Source organism: uncultured Gilvimarinus sp. (genome assembly GCF_963972205.1).
Taxonomy (GTDB): domain Bacteria; phylum Pseudomonadota; class Gammaproteobacteria; order Pseudomonadales; family Cellvibrionaceae; genus Gilvimarinus; species Gilvimarinus japonicus.
Genome location: NZ_CAXAUC010000002.1, coordinates 437,481 through 456,253, shown reverse-complemented (window position 1 = coordinate 456,253; position 18,773 = coordinate 437,481). Strand labels below are relative to the sequence as shown.

Here is an 18,773-nt window from a genome sequence, read left to right as displayed (position 1 = left end):
AAAAAAGCCTTACGGCCCTTGCGGCGGTTGAAAGGTGCGAGGCACTCAGATGAATGCCTGCGGTTTTCTTGCGCTACTAAAACATTTAGAAGTTTACCCGTGCACCCAGTGCCCAGCGAGCTTCGTAGATATTCTGGAAAGCTTTTTGCTCAGAGTACTCAACATAAGTCTGCTGGTATTCTTCAGTGATATTAGAACCGTTAACATACAGATCAATGTTCTCGGTCACATACCAAGTTACATTCATATCAAGCTGACCGTAATCATCTTGATACAGCGCTTGATTACCCGTAGCCGGAGAACCTTGCGCGATCAAACGTGGCGAGCGGAAGTTGTAGGCCAAACGAGCTGATAATACCTCGTTCTCGAACCAACCAACAATGTTATAAGTATCTTCCGAGTTGTTAGTGAAGGGCAGCTCTTTGCCATTTACACCAATTGAATCTTGTGAACTATCGGACAGGGTGTAGTTTACATCTGTACCGAAATTAGACAAGAAACCATCGGTAATATCGCTAAAGGCAAATTTGGCCGCCAGCTCGACACCTTGGACACTACCACCGGAGCCCTGAGTGGGGCCTGTGAAAGGCCAAGGACCACGGTTAATACCATCAGCATCTGGCTCCTGTAGGTAAGTAGTACCGGTTTGAATAAAGCTGTCGATTTCAATATCAAACACAGTTGCACTCAACATAGAAGCGCTACCCAAATACCACTCGATCGCTAGATCCATGTTCTCAGCGCGAGTCGGATCCAGATATGGGTTGCCGTTTAAGCTACCACCATTAACGCGCATACAGCCGCAATCTTCATTAAACACTCGACCTACCGACTTCGCACCACCCCAAGTTAACAAACTCAGAGGCTGCATGGTCTTACCGTAAGAGGCACGCAGCTTTAGGTCATCAGTTAAATCGTACGCTAAGTTCAAGCTCGGCAGCACATCAGTGTAGCCACGTTCAACTACAACATCGCCTTCGTCATAGCTTACGCCCGAGTGAGGCACGGCATCACCGGTAACGTTTTGCACCACAGTTAGGTCAGTCTCAACCACTTTAATACCTAAGTTACCCGTCAGGTTGCCAGCCTCAAAGTTAACTTGGCCAAAGTAACTAAACTCGTCCAAGCCAACTTTGTATGATTGGCCCGGCTGAATATACTTAGTTTGCTCACCGAACACTTGAGTTTGATACGCCAGAGTATCGTCCAGAGCTTTAGGGTCTACCGACCACACGCCCGGAATACCCGTTACTGGACCGAAATCATCGATCCAGACAACATCGTTGTGGGCATCAATACGGGTTGGCATCAACAAGGTATAAGGTTCAAAGCGATCTTCGTAACCAATAATATTCTCATCGTCATCAAGAATTGGGTCTTGAACACGGTTGCCTTGCTCATCCAGAACAAACTCGCCTTGCTGTTTGGTCATGTCACAATCCGTGTCGTTAGCAAACTGATCGACCGCCTTCCATTGAGCCATACAACCTGTGTCATCAAAGGTGCCGAAATACGAAAACACATTGTGGTCAACTGAGCGTTCGCTCTGGCGTACGCCAAAATCTACACTCGTAATAAATGGTGTATCGTCAAACTCATAACTCCACTTGGTACTAAAGGTGTTGATCTCGCCCTCGTCGTCAGTGTTGTTTTCTGACGACATAGCGCCTACGTGATATGAGTCAATGCTCGCCATGTATTCGGCCACGGTCATTTGACCTTGCCCACCACTAACCACTTGGTCAAACCCGCTAAACACGGGGTGCTCACCGGAAGCGTCATACTTAATCAGGAAGTCATCATCTTCAATTCCACCAGGAGCGTACTGAATAAAGCAACCGCCATCTTCACCAACGTAAGCCCCCTCGATGGCATTGCTACCATCACAGTATTTACCAGGCACCAAACCACCTGGGCCAGTAACCAGAGTACCCTGGTCAATAGAAAGCATATCACCCTCAACATAACCGTGACGCATGCTTGCGGTTGCGGTCGCACGAGTAACACGCACCTGACCAGTTAATGGGCCACCGTTATCAAAATTCAGCTCAACGCTGGCGTTCTGGGACTCTTCTTCATTACGGTTTACTTGCGAGAAAGATTGCAAGCGATAAGGGGTGGCGTAGAACGAGTTGATGGTGTTCCAAGACTGCGGAGCACCTTCGTCTGGAGTCCCCTCATCAGGGATAAAAGTAAATTCATTGCCTAAAAGGCCGTCTTCAGTCTCAAAGGCGTAACCGGTAAATGTCTGCCAGCGGTTGTTGTGTGAGAAACCAGCACGACGATTAAAACGATCCTGCTTGCTGTAGAAATAGTCGGCGACCAATTCCACGCCATCCGTTAGTTGCGCCTGAAATGAAACGTTGGCACCGTCACGGTTACGCTCTTCCTCTTTGTGAAAAGCGGCAAAGCCCTGTGGAACCACGTGGTAGATGTTCGGGTTTACCGCTGGAGTACTCCAGGTGTGGTTATTGTTAGTCGCGCCGATACCACCATTTTCTGAGGTATCAAAGTAGCCGTTAAAGTCGGTCGCCAGATTTTTTTCGGTAGTAACCGCGCTTAGCAACACACCCCAATTTTCAGCGTTGTAGCCGATCAGGCCGTTAACAGTAGGGTCGTACTCATCGCTAATAGAGCCATGATCAAGCTCTGCGCCAGCAGAGAAAGTCCAGCCCTCATCTAAATCGAACGGACGGCGGGTTTTTAGGTCGATAGTACCGGAAATACCCAAAGAGCTCAGATCAGCGCGTGGAGATTTATAAACATCAGCACCCGAAAACAACTGCGAAGGCAGGTCACCAAAATCAGCGCCAGCAGTGTCAATGGTGGTAGCACTCAAGAAGGTTTCGCCATTAAGCATCGTTCCGACGTTGCTCAGGCCACGAATCTGGACAGGACCGCCTTCACCGGCAGTACGTTCAACCTGAATACCAGGAATACGCTGCAGCGAGTCAGAGATGGTAACGTCGGGTAGTTTGCCGATATCTTCGGCGGAAATTGCATCAACCACCGATGCAGCATCACGCTTGGTGTTAACCGCGCTTTGCTGTGATGCGTAAACCCCGGTAACCACTACCTCTTCGAGCATTGGATCAGAACCTTGCGCGCTGACATAGGCAGACGCCATTAAACAAGACGCGATACTCGACACCAGCACTTTACGTTTAAATTTATCTTTTTTCATGTTCACAATTATGTCCTCACATGTGGTGTAACTTATTGTTATTAAATCGCTATGTCGCTCGATGGCTTTAAAGTTGGTCGGGCAGACCGAGTCTCTGAAGCCAATCGAATTGAGTTTTATTCTGGAGCAACCCAGCATCAAGACGACTTATCGCACCCATAGCGAGACTATTTCTACGCCCGCCAGGACAACGTTGTCAAGGGTAATCTACAAAAAAGCCATAAACGTCACATAAGGTCACATTACGGATAGGTTTTGGGGCAAGAATTAAAGTTTAAATGAGGAACACAAACGGAAATTTGAAAAAATATTCACAAACAAAAAAATAATTGCGAGCATTAGGGTTAAAATGACTATATATGAGAAAGGGGAAGAGCTTACAAACTTTGAGCCAGACATATAAAATATTGAAAACTGCGACAAACGACATCAACGCTAAGTTTGATTAATAGCGTCTAATTACTTTGGAAGAGGAGTCACACGCCCTCTCTCAGGCTATGACTCTTTAAGAAAAACTCAAAAATATATTTGCAGTTAACCTACCTGCGCCAGCATCTGCAGTCAAACTAACCGGGGACTTAATGTTTGCCGAATGCAATAGGCACCCTCTATAGATTAACAGCCGATTCAGCTGCGCCGGGAAAAAACCAATCTTAGTATAGTAATCATCTGATTCCGAAAAATAGCGTTTTTTAACCTCTTTACCATTTAACTCTTCGAAACACTTATCGAGATAAGAATCGCTGCGGTCGGACGAAATAGATTCATAGCCAGTACTTTTATGCTTATAAAACCCAGTGCCGCCATGCTCCTCGCCACACAGAAATAATAGAGCTGCAAAAAACTGATTTTTTGACGTATCAAAGTGAGGGATCGTCTGGTGAGGGCCGAGCTCCTCCTCTGGCACAGTCATCATGCACAATGATGACTGTGGCCTATCCAAATGAAAGTTATCCGGCACATCAAACTCAGTTTTTATTATTCTCTTTAGGTTGTTCACCATCGGCTCAACAATCTCAATTGGCATAGGTCCTCGTACGCCTGGATAGCCTTTACGCTGACGCAACATAGGAGACGCTGAAAACCTGATTCTTGTGGCGTACTCGATCAGCCGCAACGGGTCGGACAAAAAGTCATCACATACAATAACTTTATTGCGCTCATCACCCAAGTACTCTCGCTGCACAGTAAAACTTTTATTTATCACCCTACCCTCTCAATAAATTTACGTTAAGCCGAGGAATCTCAGCTTTTACTCATTGCTTTTTCGAGCTCAAACAGCCATTTTCGATGTGACAGCAAAGAGCTGCTCATCTGTTGAGATTTATTCTGAACGTCTTCTACAATTTTTCCAAATCTTACTTTTTCGGCATCACTCAAGGCATTAGCCCGCGTCGGGTAATTCATACCATAAAGTATATAGAGGTAGTTTTCTGGACCAAAAATATCAAAGCGACTAAAAAAATCTGTCTTTTGCGGTGGCTGAAGCCTCCATAACTCTAACCGCTCTTGCAAAAGGTCAGACAGATCAGGACTTTCCGTAACTACTCGCCAAAAATCGCTATCTCGCCTATCTGAAAGGCAATAATGTAGCTGCACAAAATCAATAATTCGCTCCCACGTGTACTGAACAAGCTTATTGCAATGATTAGCGATAGCCCGCATATTCTCCTGATTATAAGGAAAATTTCGTGCTATTAGGTTAGCAGAGAAGTCTGTCATCAAAATAGATGTCGCTTCAAGCGGTTCGACAAAGCCTTGCGCTAAACCTAACGATACACAGTTCTTTTCCCAGAAAATCTCTCTATAACCAATATTCATAGCAACTTTGCGCAAATCTTGGTTTGCTAGATCTCGTCCCACATAACGAGAAAAGCCTTCGACGGCTTGATCCTCACTCATATAATCAGACGCGTAGACAAATCCCATACCCCGCCGATTGGTAAGCGGGATATCCCACACCCATCCCGCCTTATGTGCAGTTGACAGCGTATAAGGCAATATTTCATCATCAGGTGATGTCATCTGACGATACACCAAGGCCGTATCGGTCATAATCTGGTGAGATTTATCGACAAAAGGAATATCCAGCGCTCGCCCTGAGAGCAGAGAGGAGAAACCCGAACAATCAATATAAAAATCAAAGTGCTGCTCATGACCGGACTCGTAAACCAAGCTTTTGATACTGCCATCATTTGACTGCTTAACGTATTTTACAGTTTCAAAGATGTGCTTTACCGAGAATCTTGAGCGAGCATTTTTAGCCAACAAACCCGAAAACTTAGCCGCATCAAAATGATAGGCATAATCGACAACACCTTCATAGGGTGGCGAACTAACTTTCTTAGGGGATTTATTATCTTCGGCGACTCGATAAAACTCTGACAAAGCAGAAAACTCAATAAAATCAGAGTTATTTAACCAGTAATTGGTAAGATCATATCCGTGAGGATAAGGCGGGGAAAATGGGTGATAGTATGCATTACTCTCACCGTGAGTGGCTGCGTCCATCCAGTTAGCGAATTTTACGCCCTGCTTAAACGTCATATCGCATGCAGTAATTAGCTCAACTTCAGAGATGCCAAACTTTTTTAATGTGCTCTTTATTCGAGGAACCGTCCCCTCCCCCACGCCGATAATTGGCACATCTTTTGACTCGATTAACGTAATCTCAACATCGGGGTCGCGGCTTAACTCGACTCCTAGATGGTTTGCCGCCATCCAGCCTGCCGTACCACCACCGATAATAGCTATTCGTCTTGTTTTCATTTGTTAACCTCGCACTAATATTTAGCCAAAAAAAAGCCCAGCAAATGCTGGGCTTTTTTATACAACTCAGCGATTAGTACTTAAAGCTTACACCCACCATATAGCGAGATTCACCTTCATAGGACCACGCAGGGTAACCTTCAAGCAACGGAGCTTTCATGCCGTACTCCGCAGTAGAGGCATCCGCTGCGCCGTATTGAATGTCATCTTCAGCAAGCAGGTTAGTTGCTTCGAAGGTAAGATCAATACTGTCAGTTATGTTCCAACCCAAGCTTAGGTCTAGCGAGCCGAAATCATCGTGCATACGGTTACCGTAGTAGAACGCACCTTCACGAATCATATACTCCGAACGCCAGTTGTAGGCAGCACGAGCCGAGAATACATCATTCTCCCAGTAACCGACAAGGTTAGCACTATCGCTAGACGACTCGGTAAACACACCAATACGATCGGCATAGGCCTCGGCAGGCGCATCCGCATTTACGAAGGTGTAGTTGGCCGCAATACCAAAGCCGTTATCAAACGCGTGATTAATCTGCAGCTCGATACCGTCAATCTCTGCACCACCAGCATTTACTTTCTCGTTCAGGGTCCAGTTATCGCCACCGGCAGGGTCAACAACACCGATTTGGTTGCCTGTGCTAATTACGTCAGTCACGAAGTTGTTGATCGACTTAACAAAATAAGTCGCCGAGATTAAATTTCCATCTCCGTAGTAGTATTCTAAGCTCAAATCAGCCTGGCTAGACTTCATGGGCAACAGCCCCTCAGAACCTAGTTTTACTACTTGGTTGTTGTCTCGGTCATCGGCATAACCAGAATAGCTCACAATCATGTCATCATAATTGGGACGGCTAATGGTTTGTGCAGCCGTCATACGCAGCACTAAATCATCGGTCAAGTCAAACGATGCGTTAATGCTTGGCAGCACTTCGTGGTAGCTTGCTTTGTGATCCGTCAAGCTGTAGCTATAACCGTTATTCGCGCCAATGTCGCCACCAGCAAGTTCGGTACCATCTAGCTCGTACTGACTACGGGTAACATCAGAACTGACATAACGCAGACCGAAGTTACCTTTAAAGCCGTCACCTTCAAAGGTGAACATACCGTAAATGGCGTCATTCTTCTCATTCAACAAAGAGTAACCAGAACGCTGCTCAATCCAACCATCCAAATCTTTTCGGGTAGCAGCGGCCATGGCGCCCAGATCTGGCTCAGGAGCTGTAAAGCCATTCATACCAACTTCGTAGATGCCGTCGTACAATGACGCAGTCGCCACTTCGGTCGGGGTTATATCGCCAATATAGTTAAAGCGCTCAACATCGTGATCGGTGGTACGAACGCCGGTTTTAAACGAGGTGATAACACCCAAGTCTAATTCAAACTCTACATCAAGTTGCGCGTAAGTTTCTTCGTCGCTGTTTGGCGTTTTACCCACAGCCCACGCCTGTGCATTTGTGGTCTCTTGCAGATCGTCAAGCGTCATGCTTGGATCGTGAGTAGTGTGGATTTTAATTTGCTTGCCCGTCGCATCAATAGTACCAGCCCATAAGGACATCGGGCTGCCTGTGCTTGGGTAGTACTGGAAGTTAGTGGTTAAACTTGTACCACCTTCTGCCTTGGTGTTACCCACACTACCACTAACGGTAAAGCTATCACCAGCATACTCACCGCTGAAATCATAAGTTTCAGAAGTCATATCGGCAATACGGCCCCAAGATTGCACAAAGGTCTCAGAGTCTGGCGCACCACTGGCCCAACCAGGCGCCAAGTCGCCACGAATTGCCTCATCTACAACTTGCTTAACACAAACACCGGCCGCGTTGGTTTGCTCACAAGAGTAAGTGCTAGAACCCACCGGGAAGAAGTACATGTTGGTACCGATATTGTCAGCGGTCAGATCCAGCGACAACGCGTGCAGGTTAAAGCTCAGAGCATCGGTAGGTGCAAACTGTATATTGGCATCCAACGCAGTGCGCTCGCGCTCTTGCACAAACGTGGAAGGCTCAACATCTTGCGACCACTGGTAATCAGACTCAGTACCACGACGAACGTAATCTGAATCTTCGTAAGCACCCGCAACCAATACACCAAAAGTTTCAGAGTCATTTTTCCAGCTGTACAAACCAGAAAACTCGGGAGACACGTCATCACCAATAGTGCCAGTTCTGGCTTTCGCGCCAACAAATACGGTATTTGCATCCATATCCAGAGGTTTACGGGTTTTAACAATCACCGTGCCGCCAATACCGCCTTCATTTAGGTCTGCCTGCGATGACTTGTAAACATCTATACCGCCCACCAACTCTGATGGCAGCAAAGAATAGTTAAAGCTACGGTCGACCGACTGTTGATCATACCAGCCAGTGGAAGCAACGTTTTGACCGTTCAGCTGGGTTAGAGTCATTTGTGGGGCAGCACCACGAATAGACACTGAGGCACCTTGACCAAACGCACGACCCACAGTCACACCTGGAATACGACCCAGCGACTCACCCACGTCACTATCGGGGAACTTACCAACATCCTCGGCCGACACCGCATCGACAATACCAGTCGAGCTGCGTTTGATATCAACCGCATTACTCAAAGATGCACGAATACCGGTAACAACAACCTCTTCGATCATCGGCTCTTCTTGGGCGCTTACGTAGGCAGATGCCAGTAAGCATGATGAAATGCTGGTCGCCAGCAGTGTTTTGCGAAATTTACCTTGGTTAGTTTCCATAACTGTCTCCTCACTATCGTTGTTTTATTTGGCAACTGTGCGCGTTATTTTTAACAGCTATACGCGTTACAGTTAGCCTGAGTCACGTCAAACGTTTTATAGGATTAACACCCCACCCACTTACCGGTACTGAAGTATCAAAAAATGATCCCGGGACACGCTGCTTTACTTTTGTTAGACGTATTCGTCAGATCACAAGTGTAGTTTTACCGCCTGCAGGACAACGTTGTCAAGAACATATTATCATCAATTATCAACCAAGGATGTTATAGTCACCCAAACAACAACCTACATTAATGATATAAATCATGGCTTTAAGGGCTTAAAAAGGCGCCAATCTAGCACCAAAATATGACTTTTAAAGGCTTTTAAAAAAATCGTTTGACAACGTTGTTTTTAGCCACCACTTAAACCACAACATAAGGGCCTCGCCAGCCACCAAGCTGACGCAGGCCCTAGGCGCTAATTAACAACCGGGACAGCTCACCGCGGTCGCCCGGCTAGTATAGTCCCCCGCGCGGCTACGCAACTGAATGCCGCCCGCGCCAACACTAGGCTTGGCCCCATCAGCATAGGGAGTCCAAGAGCCATCCTCTGACGTCTTATACTCAATCGCAAGTCCCGGCCAAGCAACATTAGCGCGCAACTGGCCACCGTCGACAACTGCGCCAGGCACCGGCAAGTGCACCCCGACATTCGCGCGCGCCATGCGCGGCAGCTCTTTTAGTACGAGGGTTTGACTAAAGTCGGCAAAAGCTTGATCGCGCGCACTGAAATCAGCATTGCGCCCCTCCCAACTCGCCTTGTGCCAAGCTCGTTCGGCCATTGCCATAACACGCGGATAAATCATCGGCTCAAGCTGTTCAGCGGTGCGAATCGTCTCGCTCCAAACGTGGCCCTGCATTCCCAAAATATTCTCGGGCTTTTCCAGCGCCGGCAGCTCGCGGCCGACCAGGGCCTCGACATCGGTAATGGGATCGCCATTGCGAGTGAAATCGGCGTTGGCATACAAGTTATCCGGCATAAAACCAAACACCTTAGCAACATCAGTAGCGCGGGCCGCCCAATAATAGCCCCGCTCCGCCGGATGCGCCTCGTAGGGATGATCAAAATACAGGTGGGTTGCCTGAGACATCACCACTTGATAATCATTATTGGCTAAACGATAGGCTCGATCGGCAACACCCCACTCCCAAATATTGTCCCAAGCATTGGCAATGACCTGCTTATTATCCAGCTGTGAGCGATTAAAGGTATTGGTGGCATCGTACATCAGGCCGTCTTCCCACCCCTCTAAAGACAAACCTCGTGCACTCGCCAACTGAGACACGCGACGCACAAAATAAGGCTTTAAGTCGGCGGGGCCAGACACCCCCAGCTGGCGGGCGAACAGGTCGTCACACACCGGAGACTCGGTCCAGGCGCCTTTACCGACCTCATCGCCACCCATATGAAAGATAGACAGCTTTAAGCCGGCATCGCGATACATCTGCTGCAGCTCGTACATGATTTTATCGACGAAAGTATAGGTAGACTCGAGACAAACATTGACCGCATTATCAGTGTAATTTTGTATCGATAAATATTTTGACGCATCCTGCGAGTCGGCTAATAAATAACGACGCGCCTCTACCTCTTTGCCCTGCTCCATTAGGTTAGCGTAACGCGCGTTCATAGAGGTAATCGCCGCGCGGGCATGGCCGGGCATATCAATTTCAGGAATGACCTGAACATGCCTTGCCGCGGCAAATTTAAGAATCTCGACAAAGTCAGCTCGGGTAAAAAAACCATTGCCCGAGCCATCCGCATCCGGGCCCGTCCCCAGCTGAGTAAGTAAACAGTCACGCTCAGCCAAGTCAAAGCAGCGCTTGGCACCGATATCAGTCAATTCAGGCAACCCTGGGATTTCTAAACGCCAGCCCTCATCTTCCGTCAAGTGTAGGTGCAGCTTGTTGAGCTTGTAACGTGCCATTTGCTCAATCAGACGCAGGGTTACCGCTAAACCGTGGAAATTGCGGCCCATGTCGTAATGCATACCTCGCCAATTAGCGCGCGGGGCATCAGCGATACGCACACGAGGTAACGTCAATGCCGCTTGCGCGTTAGGGTTCAGCAACGCCAGCAAACTTTGCACACCATAAAAGGCGCCCGCATTATCACGACCATTAACGACAATACGATGTTTCTCAATGCTTAGTGTGTAACCCTCCGCTCCTTCAGGCAGCGTTAATTTACGCTCATCGGGCAAACCCACCGCCAACACAATCACTGGCGTATCAGTTTCGGCTGAGCTTAGCTGTTGACTTGGGTTTGTCTCGAGCTGCAGGCCCGCAACATCCGCTAACTGCGCACTCAGGTATTGCGCCTCGCCTTTTAAGCGGCCGGCGTAAACAATGCGCCAGGACGCATCAAGCTGGGTGTCACCACGCTGGTAATCAACTTTTGCAGGGGTAGGAATAATTCGTTTTAGCGCATCAGCAGAGCTGATCTTAGGCTCAGAGCGCGCTTGATTGGCGCGATACCGACTCTCGGCGGTGGCAATTGCAAACTTATCATTGGCGTTGCGCAACTGTTGCTCGGGGCGGCTTATCGGATCGACAAAATCGCTAAACACCTCAGTGTCAGTATTGCCAAAAACCTCAGGCTCCAGGCCTTTAACCACAACAAACGCGCGGGGCATAAAATCGCTGTAACTTACGATATGAGCCGAGGGCGTATAGTTGACCACCAGCGTTTCGCCGGCTTTAAGACCGGCAAAGTGCTCGGTAGGATAGGCACGATGTAAGTCGCCCTGAACATGCTCGATAGCCATACCATCACCCGCCACCGCCGTAACTTGACGGACCGAATGAAAATAAATCGACCAATCTGAGGCGCCAGCCGGTAAGCCTTGTTGCGACTGATTAATAATAGTCATACGCACTTGATGCCCGTTAGCGCCGGTATTGCTAACGACGCCAAAGCGTAGCTCGGCGCCATCGGCAAAGTTCTGTAGTGACTCTTGAGTAAAGCTAGCCGCCGCCGAGGCGGCCCCATAAAAGCACAAAAGCCCCATCAGTAAGTATTTCATTGTTATATCCTCACCTGAATTTATCGGTATTTTTAGCCGTGGCAACGCTCAGTGCGCACAAACTGACAACGTTGTCCAGGTTACACCATTGGCAGCCGCTGTCCAGCACCATCACAAAAGATATTGACAGTTAAAGCTTCTTTACAGCGCCCCCTCTAAAGAATTACAGTTAAATGCCGCTAACAAGGGAAAGAGAGCCTATTAACGATAGTTCTCTGCGAGATGTGGAGCTCAATTGACATGCCCCTCCACTGACATAACTAAAAAAACAGCAGAATAGCCAGCCTCAGACCAATAAGGAATAATGCGCCAATATGGCGTGACAACGTTGTTAACTTAACGATAAGTTAACGCTAGATGCGCCTTAACAGTGAGCAAGCTTATGACTCTGCGATTAAAAATGTGGGTATTAACCACGCTAATATTTGCCGGCCTCGTGGTTATCGTCACAGTTGGATTATTTACCTTACGTTACGCGACCAGCCAAGATAATGAAGCGCGCGTCGAGCAACTGCTTAACAGCACTTACGCAACCGTTACCCAGATGGAAGCGTTAGCAGCCGCCGGCACCTTGAGCGAATCGCAGGCAAAGAGTATAGCCACTCAGCTACTGCGCAATAACATTTACCACGAATCGGAATATGTGTACGTTGCCGATGACAACCTCAATTTTGTTGCAGCCCCGCTAGACCCGCAATTACACGGTACAAGCTTCCACGAATTCAAAGACGCCAATAACAAAAGTGTCGGCGATATTTTGCAGCGCGCCGTACAAGGGGCAAATGGCACGCTGGCGCGCTATCATTGGACACAGCGACAAGCCGACGGATCGATCGAAGACAAGCTTTCTATCGCAAAATTAAGCCCTCGCTGGGGCTGGGTGGTGGGCACGGGCATTGGCTTTAACGAAGCCAATGCCCGTTTTTGGGATAGCGCTGCCACTCAGCTGGGCATCGGATTACTGCTGGTACTGGTTATTGTTTTGCCGGTTCACTTTACCGTTAATAGCTTACAACGAGGTCTAGGGGGTGAACTAAAAGAAGTCGCGACACTTGTGCGTAAAGTGGCCAGCGGCGATTTAACCGAGAACGATCAAACCCACAGCGCGCCAGAAGACAGTATCTATGGCTCAGTGCTAAAAATGCGTCACTCGCTACGCGAAATGATGGAGGCAATGGCGAACGCCTCCCATAGCCTAGACAACATTAGCGACGATATCGTACAAAAAGCACAAACCAGCACCGCTATGGCCGAAGAGCAAAGTATCACCACGACCAAAATTGCCGCTTCTGCCGAAGAGTTTAACCAGCAAACCCGCCACGCCATGGCGCAAGCCGAAGAGGCGCGCGCACAGACAGAAGCAGCTTCACAAACCTCTGAGCGCGGTCGCTCGCTTATTTCCAGTGCAGTACAGCGCTTTACCGACATTGATCACGACATCAGTGTCACCCAGCAAAGTATGGACACTCTCGCCGAACGCATCGATAACATATCCAAAGTCATCTCTGTGATTAGTGCGGTGGCAGAGCAAACAAACTTATTGGCGTTAAACGCTGCCATTGAGGCTGCACGCGCCGGCGAGCAAGGCCGAGGGTTTGCGGTCGTGGCCGACGAGGTACGCCAACTGGCCTCGCGCACCAGTAATGCCACCAGCGAAATCAGCGAATCGATTAATGCGGTGCAACTAAGCTCACAGCAAAGCAAAAAGAATATGGACGCAATGGTTAACGAGATTAAAGAGGGTATTGCACAAACCACAGAAGGCGGAAAGATTGTTCAATCAATCCGGGAGGAGACGCGCAACGTCGAGGACATTGTCTCCCACATTCGTCAAGCAATGACTGAGCATGTTGAGGCCAGCGGTCTTATTTTAGAGTATGTCAGTCAAGTCGAAGGCTCATCAGTAGGCACTAAAGACGCGGCGCAAGGCACACTTGAGGCGTCACAAAAAATTCGCGAAGCATCCCACAACCTATCTAACCTGCTAGAGCAGTTCACACTAGAATAACCCGCAAGGTTACCCTTTAAGGCAGCTTCGCTGGAAGCTGCCGGCTGCTTTTAAGAAAACGAGTACACGTTGCACACACGGTACGCCTGGCGGCACTAATCCGCCTTGACCGCAAAAAAATTAGCCAAGGCAACGCCCGGGTCAGGCTGACGCATAAAAGCCTCGCCCACCAAAAAAGCGTTGACGTTTTGTTCGCGCATAGCCACAACATCCGCTTGAGCCAAAATACCACTCTCGGTAACCACTAAGCGATCGCCACTAATGCGCGATAACAAATCGTAGGTTGTCTGCAAACTAACATCAAAGGTATGTAAGTTGCGGTTATTAATGCCGATCAGGCGATTTGGCAAGGCCAGCGCCAACTCTAGCTCGGCGGCATCGTGCACCTCGACTAGTACATCCAAGCCAAGCCCCAGGGCAAACTCGTTTAACTCGCGTAGGCGCTCGGCACTCAGCGCTGACACAATCAACAAGACGCAGTCGGCGCCCATGGCGCGCGCCTCAAGTAATTGGTACTCATCAACGATAAAATCTTTACGAATGACCGGCAGCGATACCGCAGCCCGGGCTTGACGCAAATATTCATCACTGCCTTGAAAAAAGTCCACATCGGTTAGCACTGATAAGCAGGCCGCACCGCCTTGCTCGTAGCTGCGAGCCAAATCCGCCGGGACAAAGTCTTCACGAATCACTCCTTTACTGGGTGAAGCCTTTTTGATTTCGGCAATTACACCGGACTCACCAGCGGCCACTTTGCGCTCTAGCGCCTGAACAAAGCCCCGAACAGAACCAGCCGCTTGCGCTTGCTGTTCAAGCTGCGCAGCGCTAACGAGAGCTTTGCGCTCGGCAATTTCTTCCCACTTACGGGAGATAATCTTTTTTAATACGGTGGGCGTATCGGTCATCGCCAAGGTTCCTGTCGTTAATTTCACTTAAAGCATTCGGTAAAAGCGGCTAACTCACGAACCTTTTCACCCGCAAGCCCCGAGCCAAGCGCATCTTGCGCGCGGGCCACCCCTTCTTCTAAGGTGTCGGCAATGCCACTCACATAAATGGCGGCGCCGGCATTGAGGGCAATGATGTCAGAGGCTTTGTGAGCCAGATCGTTGTGCTCGTTGCCAAGTGCGGCCTGAATCAACGCAAGGGAGGCCGCCGCATCGCTCACCGTCAAACCGATCAAGCTTTGACTAGCGATGCCAAAATCTTCAGGCTTAATAGTGTACTCGCGAATAGCGCCATCTTTTAATTCGGCCACATGAGTCTCACGAGCCAAACTTATCTCATCCAAACCATCGGCGGCGTGCACTACCATGACATGCTCGCTACCCAAGCGCTGCAGCACTTCGGCCATCGGCCGGCACAACTTATCGCTAAACACGCCTATCACCTGGCGCTTCACCCCAGCGGGGTTTGTCATGGGACCCAACATGTTAAAGATAGTCCTAAGCCCCAACTCCTTGCGCGGGCCAATGGCGTGCTTCATAGCGCTGTGATGCGCCGGGGCAAACATAAAACCCACCCCCAGCTCGGTTACACACAGCGCCACTTGCTCGGGTGTTATATTCAAGTTGATACCTGCCGCCTCTAACACATCTGCGCTGCCGGTCGAGCTTGAGACGGAACGATTGCCATGCTTTGCCACGCTCGCGCCAGCGGCGGCCACGACAAAGGCACTAGCCGTCGAGACGTTAAATAGATTGGCGCCATCTCCCCCCGTGCCACACGTGTCCACTAAGTGCTCGGCGTCGATCTCAACACTTGATGCCAGCTCGCGCATCACGGTTGCAGCGCCCGTAATTTCATCGATGGTCTCGCCCTTCATACGCAAGCCCAGCAGCAAAGCGCCTATTTGCGCCTCGGTGGCAGCGCCGGTCATGACTTCGCGCATCACCGCGATCATCTCATCGGTATTAAGGTCGATCTGATCGACCACTCGCGCCAGCGCGGTTTTAGTATCCACGGTGTTCTCCTCTTATTGGTAGGCCGCACTCGTCTTAATCGAGCCATTTATAAACGTCTGCAGCAACTGATGCCCCTGATGGGTTTTCACGGATTCCGGGTGAAACTGCACCCCTTGCAGCATACCGCTACGATCTTGCAGCCCCATGATTTCGAGTGTCTGGCCGGGCGCATCCGTTCCTTCCGTCCAGGCAGTAACTTGCAGGGACTCAGGTAAGCTTTGCCGCTCGACCACTAGCGAATGGTAACGCGTCACCTCGAGTGGGTTAGCGAGCCCTTGAAACACGCCAGCTCCAGCGTGCCCCACCCTAGCGGTCTTGCCATGCATAACACGGGCGGCGTGCACTACGTTTGCCCCTTTTGCGCGGGCGATGCATTGGTGCCCCAGACAAACGCCAAGAATCGGGATTTTACCAGAAAACGCTCCGATAACGGACATGGATACCCCGGCATCTTCGGGGCGGCCGGGCCCAGGGGAAATGACGATATGCGAGGGGGCTAGTTGTTCGAGCTCGGCCAAGGTGATGGCATCATTGCGCCGCACCAGCACTTCACAACCTAAATCCTCAAAATAGTGCACGAGGTTATAGGTAAAGGAGTCGTAATTATCAATCATTAACAGCATAGCGCAGGTAAACCGCTGGCAAAGGAACCTAAATAAGAGCGCTGAATGCTAGGCCGAAGGCTTAAGAATATCAATAGGCTCAAATAGGTGGCGGCCCACCTATCTGAGCTAACGACCTTTAAGGGGCAGTATCGGCAGAGGTGCCACCAACAGGCTTGGCAGCCTGAGTGTCGGCCGCGGGGCTAGCGGTGGTGTTAGCACTAAAGCTGTCACTCACATAGCTCGCCGCCTTTTGCGACAGCTCGCGAAACTTATCTGAGGCACTACTGAGCTTTTGATCCCACTCTGGGTTGGGAGTTTGCCCTTCGATCGTTTTGAAATAGACATCCATCATGGCGGTAACCGCCAATGGCTCCAGCAGGGCCGCTTTTATACTCCAGGCCAGCAACGCCGCACTCAAAAATGACCAAGTCCCCACCGAACCAGGAAACAGTGCGGCAATCGCCGCCACCGGAAGCAGAATCACCAAAAAGATGACGAATGCCGAGGCGTACATAAACACCATCAAAAACACGGCGTTTTTTAGCATCGTCTTATAGTTTTGCGCGTATAGAATCAGCGCATCTTTACTGGACTGCCAAGGGTTATCACTGCCAGTTTTAATGTTATAGGCCAGCATGACTTCATCGACGTACGTCAGTGAGGTATTAATAACACCGTTGATCGCACCAGCCACTTTTTCTAGCCCAGGGATAGGGATAATTCGCGAGATCGACATCACCATGCGGTTCAGCATGCGCAAAATGCCCTTAATGAGCTGATCGACACCGAACAGTATTGAAGCTTCTTTAAAGCGCTCTTTAACCACCTTCTGACCGTGATCGACCTGGCCGCGACCACTAGGTAACTCGCGTCCCTGTAGCAGCTCGACCAACACCGCAATATGACCGGCTTTGATCAAATACAGTAGGTACTCACGCGCCCAGTATAAAACACCACTGACAATACCAAAGCCCAGCAAACCGCCCAAGAAAGTGCCGCTGCCGTCACCGTCCCCCATTGCCGTCACGCCATAGCCTATGCCCGCACCAATACCGGTGGCCAGAATATAGGCCAACGCAATACCGACGTACACCAGCAGACGCAATATAATAAAGGGTGAGGTACGGCCCATCAGCTTTGCCGCGTTGGTTAAACTAAAATCCCACATAAGACGCTCCCTACGAGTCCCTGTCCTAAATAACACCAAAAATAGGCTAAAAGCCCACAATAAGCACCCATCATGGCAAGTGCAACTCCACAAGTGCCTTTTTGCGCCATAGCGCAAACTTTTTAACTATTACGACTTTGCCCCATACGGTATCATATCGCCCGATCGGCAGGACCTGACTGTAAACCCACCCGCAAAGAGCAGCGCATCAAACACATGAAGATTATTGTTACCGGAGGCGCCGGCTTTATCGGCTCCGCAGTGATTCGTCACCTGATTAACGACACCGAACATCAGGTCATTAATCTAGACAAACTCACCTACGCAGGTAACCTCGCGTCATTAACCGAGGTAGAAAACAATAGCCGTTACCAATTTGTGCAAATGGACATTTGCGATGCCAGTGGTATTGCTGACGTTTTGCGCGAGCACCAACCCGATGCGATTATGCATTTAGCCGCCGAAAGCCACGTGGATCGCTCCATCGATCACGCCGGCGAGTTTATGCAAACCAATATCATGGGCACTTTCAACTTGCTTGAGCAGGCGCGCCGTTATTGGGGGGGGTTACCACAAACGCGCAAAGCGAACTTTCGCTTTCACCACGTCTCTACCGATGAAGTCTATGGCGACCTAGAGGGTACTACCGACCTATTCACCGAGACCACGTCATACGCCCCCAGCTCACCTTATTCGGCCAGTAAAGCCAGCTCGGACCACTTGGCCCGCGCCTGGCAACGCACCTACGGCCTACCAGTACTGGTTACTAATTGCTCAAACAACTACGGCCCTTGCCACTTTCCCGAAAAGTTGATCCCCCACATGATCCTAAACGCACTGGCGGGCAAGCCCTTACCTGTTTATGGCGATGGCAACCAAATTCGCGACTGGCTGTATGTCGAGGACCACGCACGTGCGCTGGTTCGCGTCATTACCCAAGGGGAAATTGGCGAGACTTACAACATTGGCGGCCACAACGAAGTGCGCAATATCGATGTGGTCAAACTGTTATGTGAGCTATTAGAAGAGTTAGCCAGCGACCAAAAGCCCGCCGACGTTAAACGGTTTGCTGATTTAATTACCTTTGTCAAAGACCGCCCTGGGCACGATGTTCGCTACGCCATTGATGCGAGTAAAATTGCGCGCGAGCTGGACTGGACTCCAGAGGAGACCTTTAGCACCGGGCTGCGCAAAACCGTATTATGGTACCTCAACAACAAACACTGGTGGCAAAACGTCTTAAGCGGCGCCTATCAATTAGAACGCATAGGAGCATAGCG

The 18,773-nt window shown here is 49.6% G+C and carries 11 protein-coding genes; 2 read left to right on the top strand and 9 right to left on the bottom strand.

Annotation, left to right across the window (positions count from 1 at the left end; all coding sequences use genetic code 11):
- Positions 1 to 85: 85 nt before the first annotated feature.
- The 5 genes from AACY82_RS06530 to AACY82_RS06510 form a co-directional block, all read right to left on the bottom strand.
- Positions 86 to 3,184: a TonB-dependent receptor gene (locus tag AACY82_RS06530; protein WP_339615976.1), complete on the bottom strand. Its 3,099-nt coding sequence runs from the start codon at positions 3,182 to 3,184 to the stop codon at positions 86 to 88.
- Between the two features lie 505 nt (positions 3,185 to 3,689).
- Positions 3,690 to 4,370: a DUF6445 family protein gene (locus AACY82_RS06525; protein ID WP_339616071.1), complete on the bottom strand. Its 681-nt coding sequence runs from the start codon at positions 4,368 to 4,370 to the stop codon at positions 3,690 to 3,692.
- Between the two features lie 59 nt (positions 4,371 to 4,429).
- Positions 4,430 to 5,953 (bottom strand): tryptophan halogenase family protein, encoded by a 1,524-nt coding sequence (locus tag AACY82_RS06520; protein ID WP_339615975.1) that lies wholly within the window; start codon positions 5,951 to 5,953, stop codon positions 4,430 to 4,432.
- A gap of 73 nt (positions 5,954 to 6,026) precedes the next feature.
- A complete protein-coding gene (locus AACY82_RS06515; protein WP_339615974.1) occupies positions 6,027 to 8,681 on the bottom strand; it encodes a TonB-dependent receptor in 2,655 nt (884 codons plus the stop codon).
- Positions 8,682 to 9,147: 466 nt separating this feature from the next.
- The gene (locus tag AACY82_RS06510) at positions 9,148 to 11,751 is read right to left on the bottom strand and encodes a family 20 glycosylhydrolase (RefSeq protein ID WP_339615973.1); all 2,604 of its coding nucleotides are present in this window, start codon (positions 11,749 to 11,751) and stop codon (positions 9,148 to 9,150) included.
- A gap of 382 nt (positions 11,752 to 12,133) precedes the next feature.
- Here AACY82_RS06510 and AACY82_RS06505 point away from each other — a divergent pair, with 382 nt between their 5' ends.
- Positions 12,134 to 13,759, top strand: a complete 1,626-nt coding sequence (locus tag AACY82_RS06505; RefSeq protein ID WP_339615972.1) for a methyl-accepting chemotaxis protein — start codon at positions 12,134 to 12,136, stop codon at positions 13,757 to 13,759.
- 95 nt (positions 13,760 to 13,854) lie between these two features.
- Here the strand turns inward: AACY82_RS06505 and trpC are convergent, their stop codons facing one another.
- The 4 genes from trpC to AACY82_RS06485 all read right to left on the bottom strand — a co-directional run bounded on the left by trpC (position 13,855) and on the right by AACY82_RS06485 (position 17,493).
- On the bottom strand, positions 13,855 to 14,664 hold the full coding sequence (trpC, locus tag AACY82_RS06500) for an indole-3-glycerol phosphate synthase TrpC (RefSeq protein WP_339615971.1): 810 nt from the start codon (positions 14,662 to 14,664) through the stop codon (positions 13,855 to 13,857).
- A 23-nt stretch (positions 14,665 to 14,687) separates the two neighbouring features.
- Positions 14,688 to 15,719 carry an anthranilate phosphoribosyltransferase gene (gene trpD / locus AACY82_RS06495; protein WP_339615970.1) on the bottom strand — a complete coding sequence of 344 codons (1,032 nt, stop codon included), beginning with the start codon at positions 15,717 to 15,719 and terminating at the stop codon, positions 14,688 to 14,690.
- A gap of 12 nt (positions 15,720 to 15,731) precedes the next feature.
- A complete protein-coding gene (locus AACY82_RS06490) occupies positions 15,732 to 16,343 on the bottom strand; it encodes an aminodeoxychorismate/anthranilate synthase component II (RefSeq protein WP_339615969.1) in 612 nt (203 codons plus the stop codon).
- 118 nt (positions 16,344 to 16,461) lie between these two features.
- Positions 16,462 to 17,493, bottom strand: a complete 1,032-nt coding sequence (locus AACY82_RS06485) for a hypothetical protein (RefSeq protein WP_339615968.1) — start codon at positions 17,491 to 17,493, stop codon at positions 16,462 to 16,464.
- Positions 17,494 to 17,709: 216 nt separating this feature from the next.
- On the opposite strand from AACY82_RS06485, the gene rfbB reads away from it, so the two are divergent.
- Positions 17,710 to 18,771 (top strand): dTDP-glucose 4,6-dehydratase, encoded by a 1,062-nt coding sequence (gene rfbB / locus AACY82_RS06480; protein ID WP_339615967.1) that lies wholly within the window; start codon positions 17,710 to 17,712, stop codon positions 18,769 to 18,771.
- Positions 18,772 to 18,773: the final 2 nt, after the last annotated feature.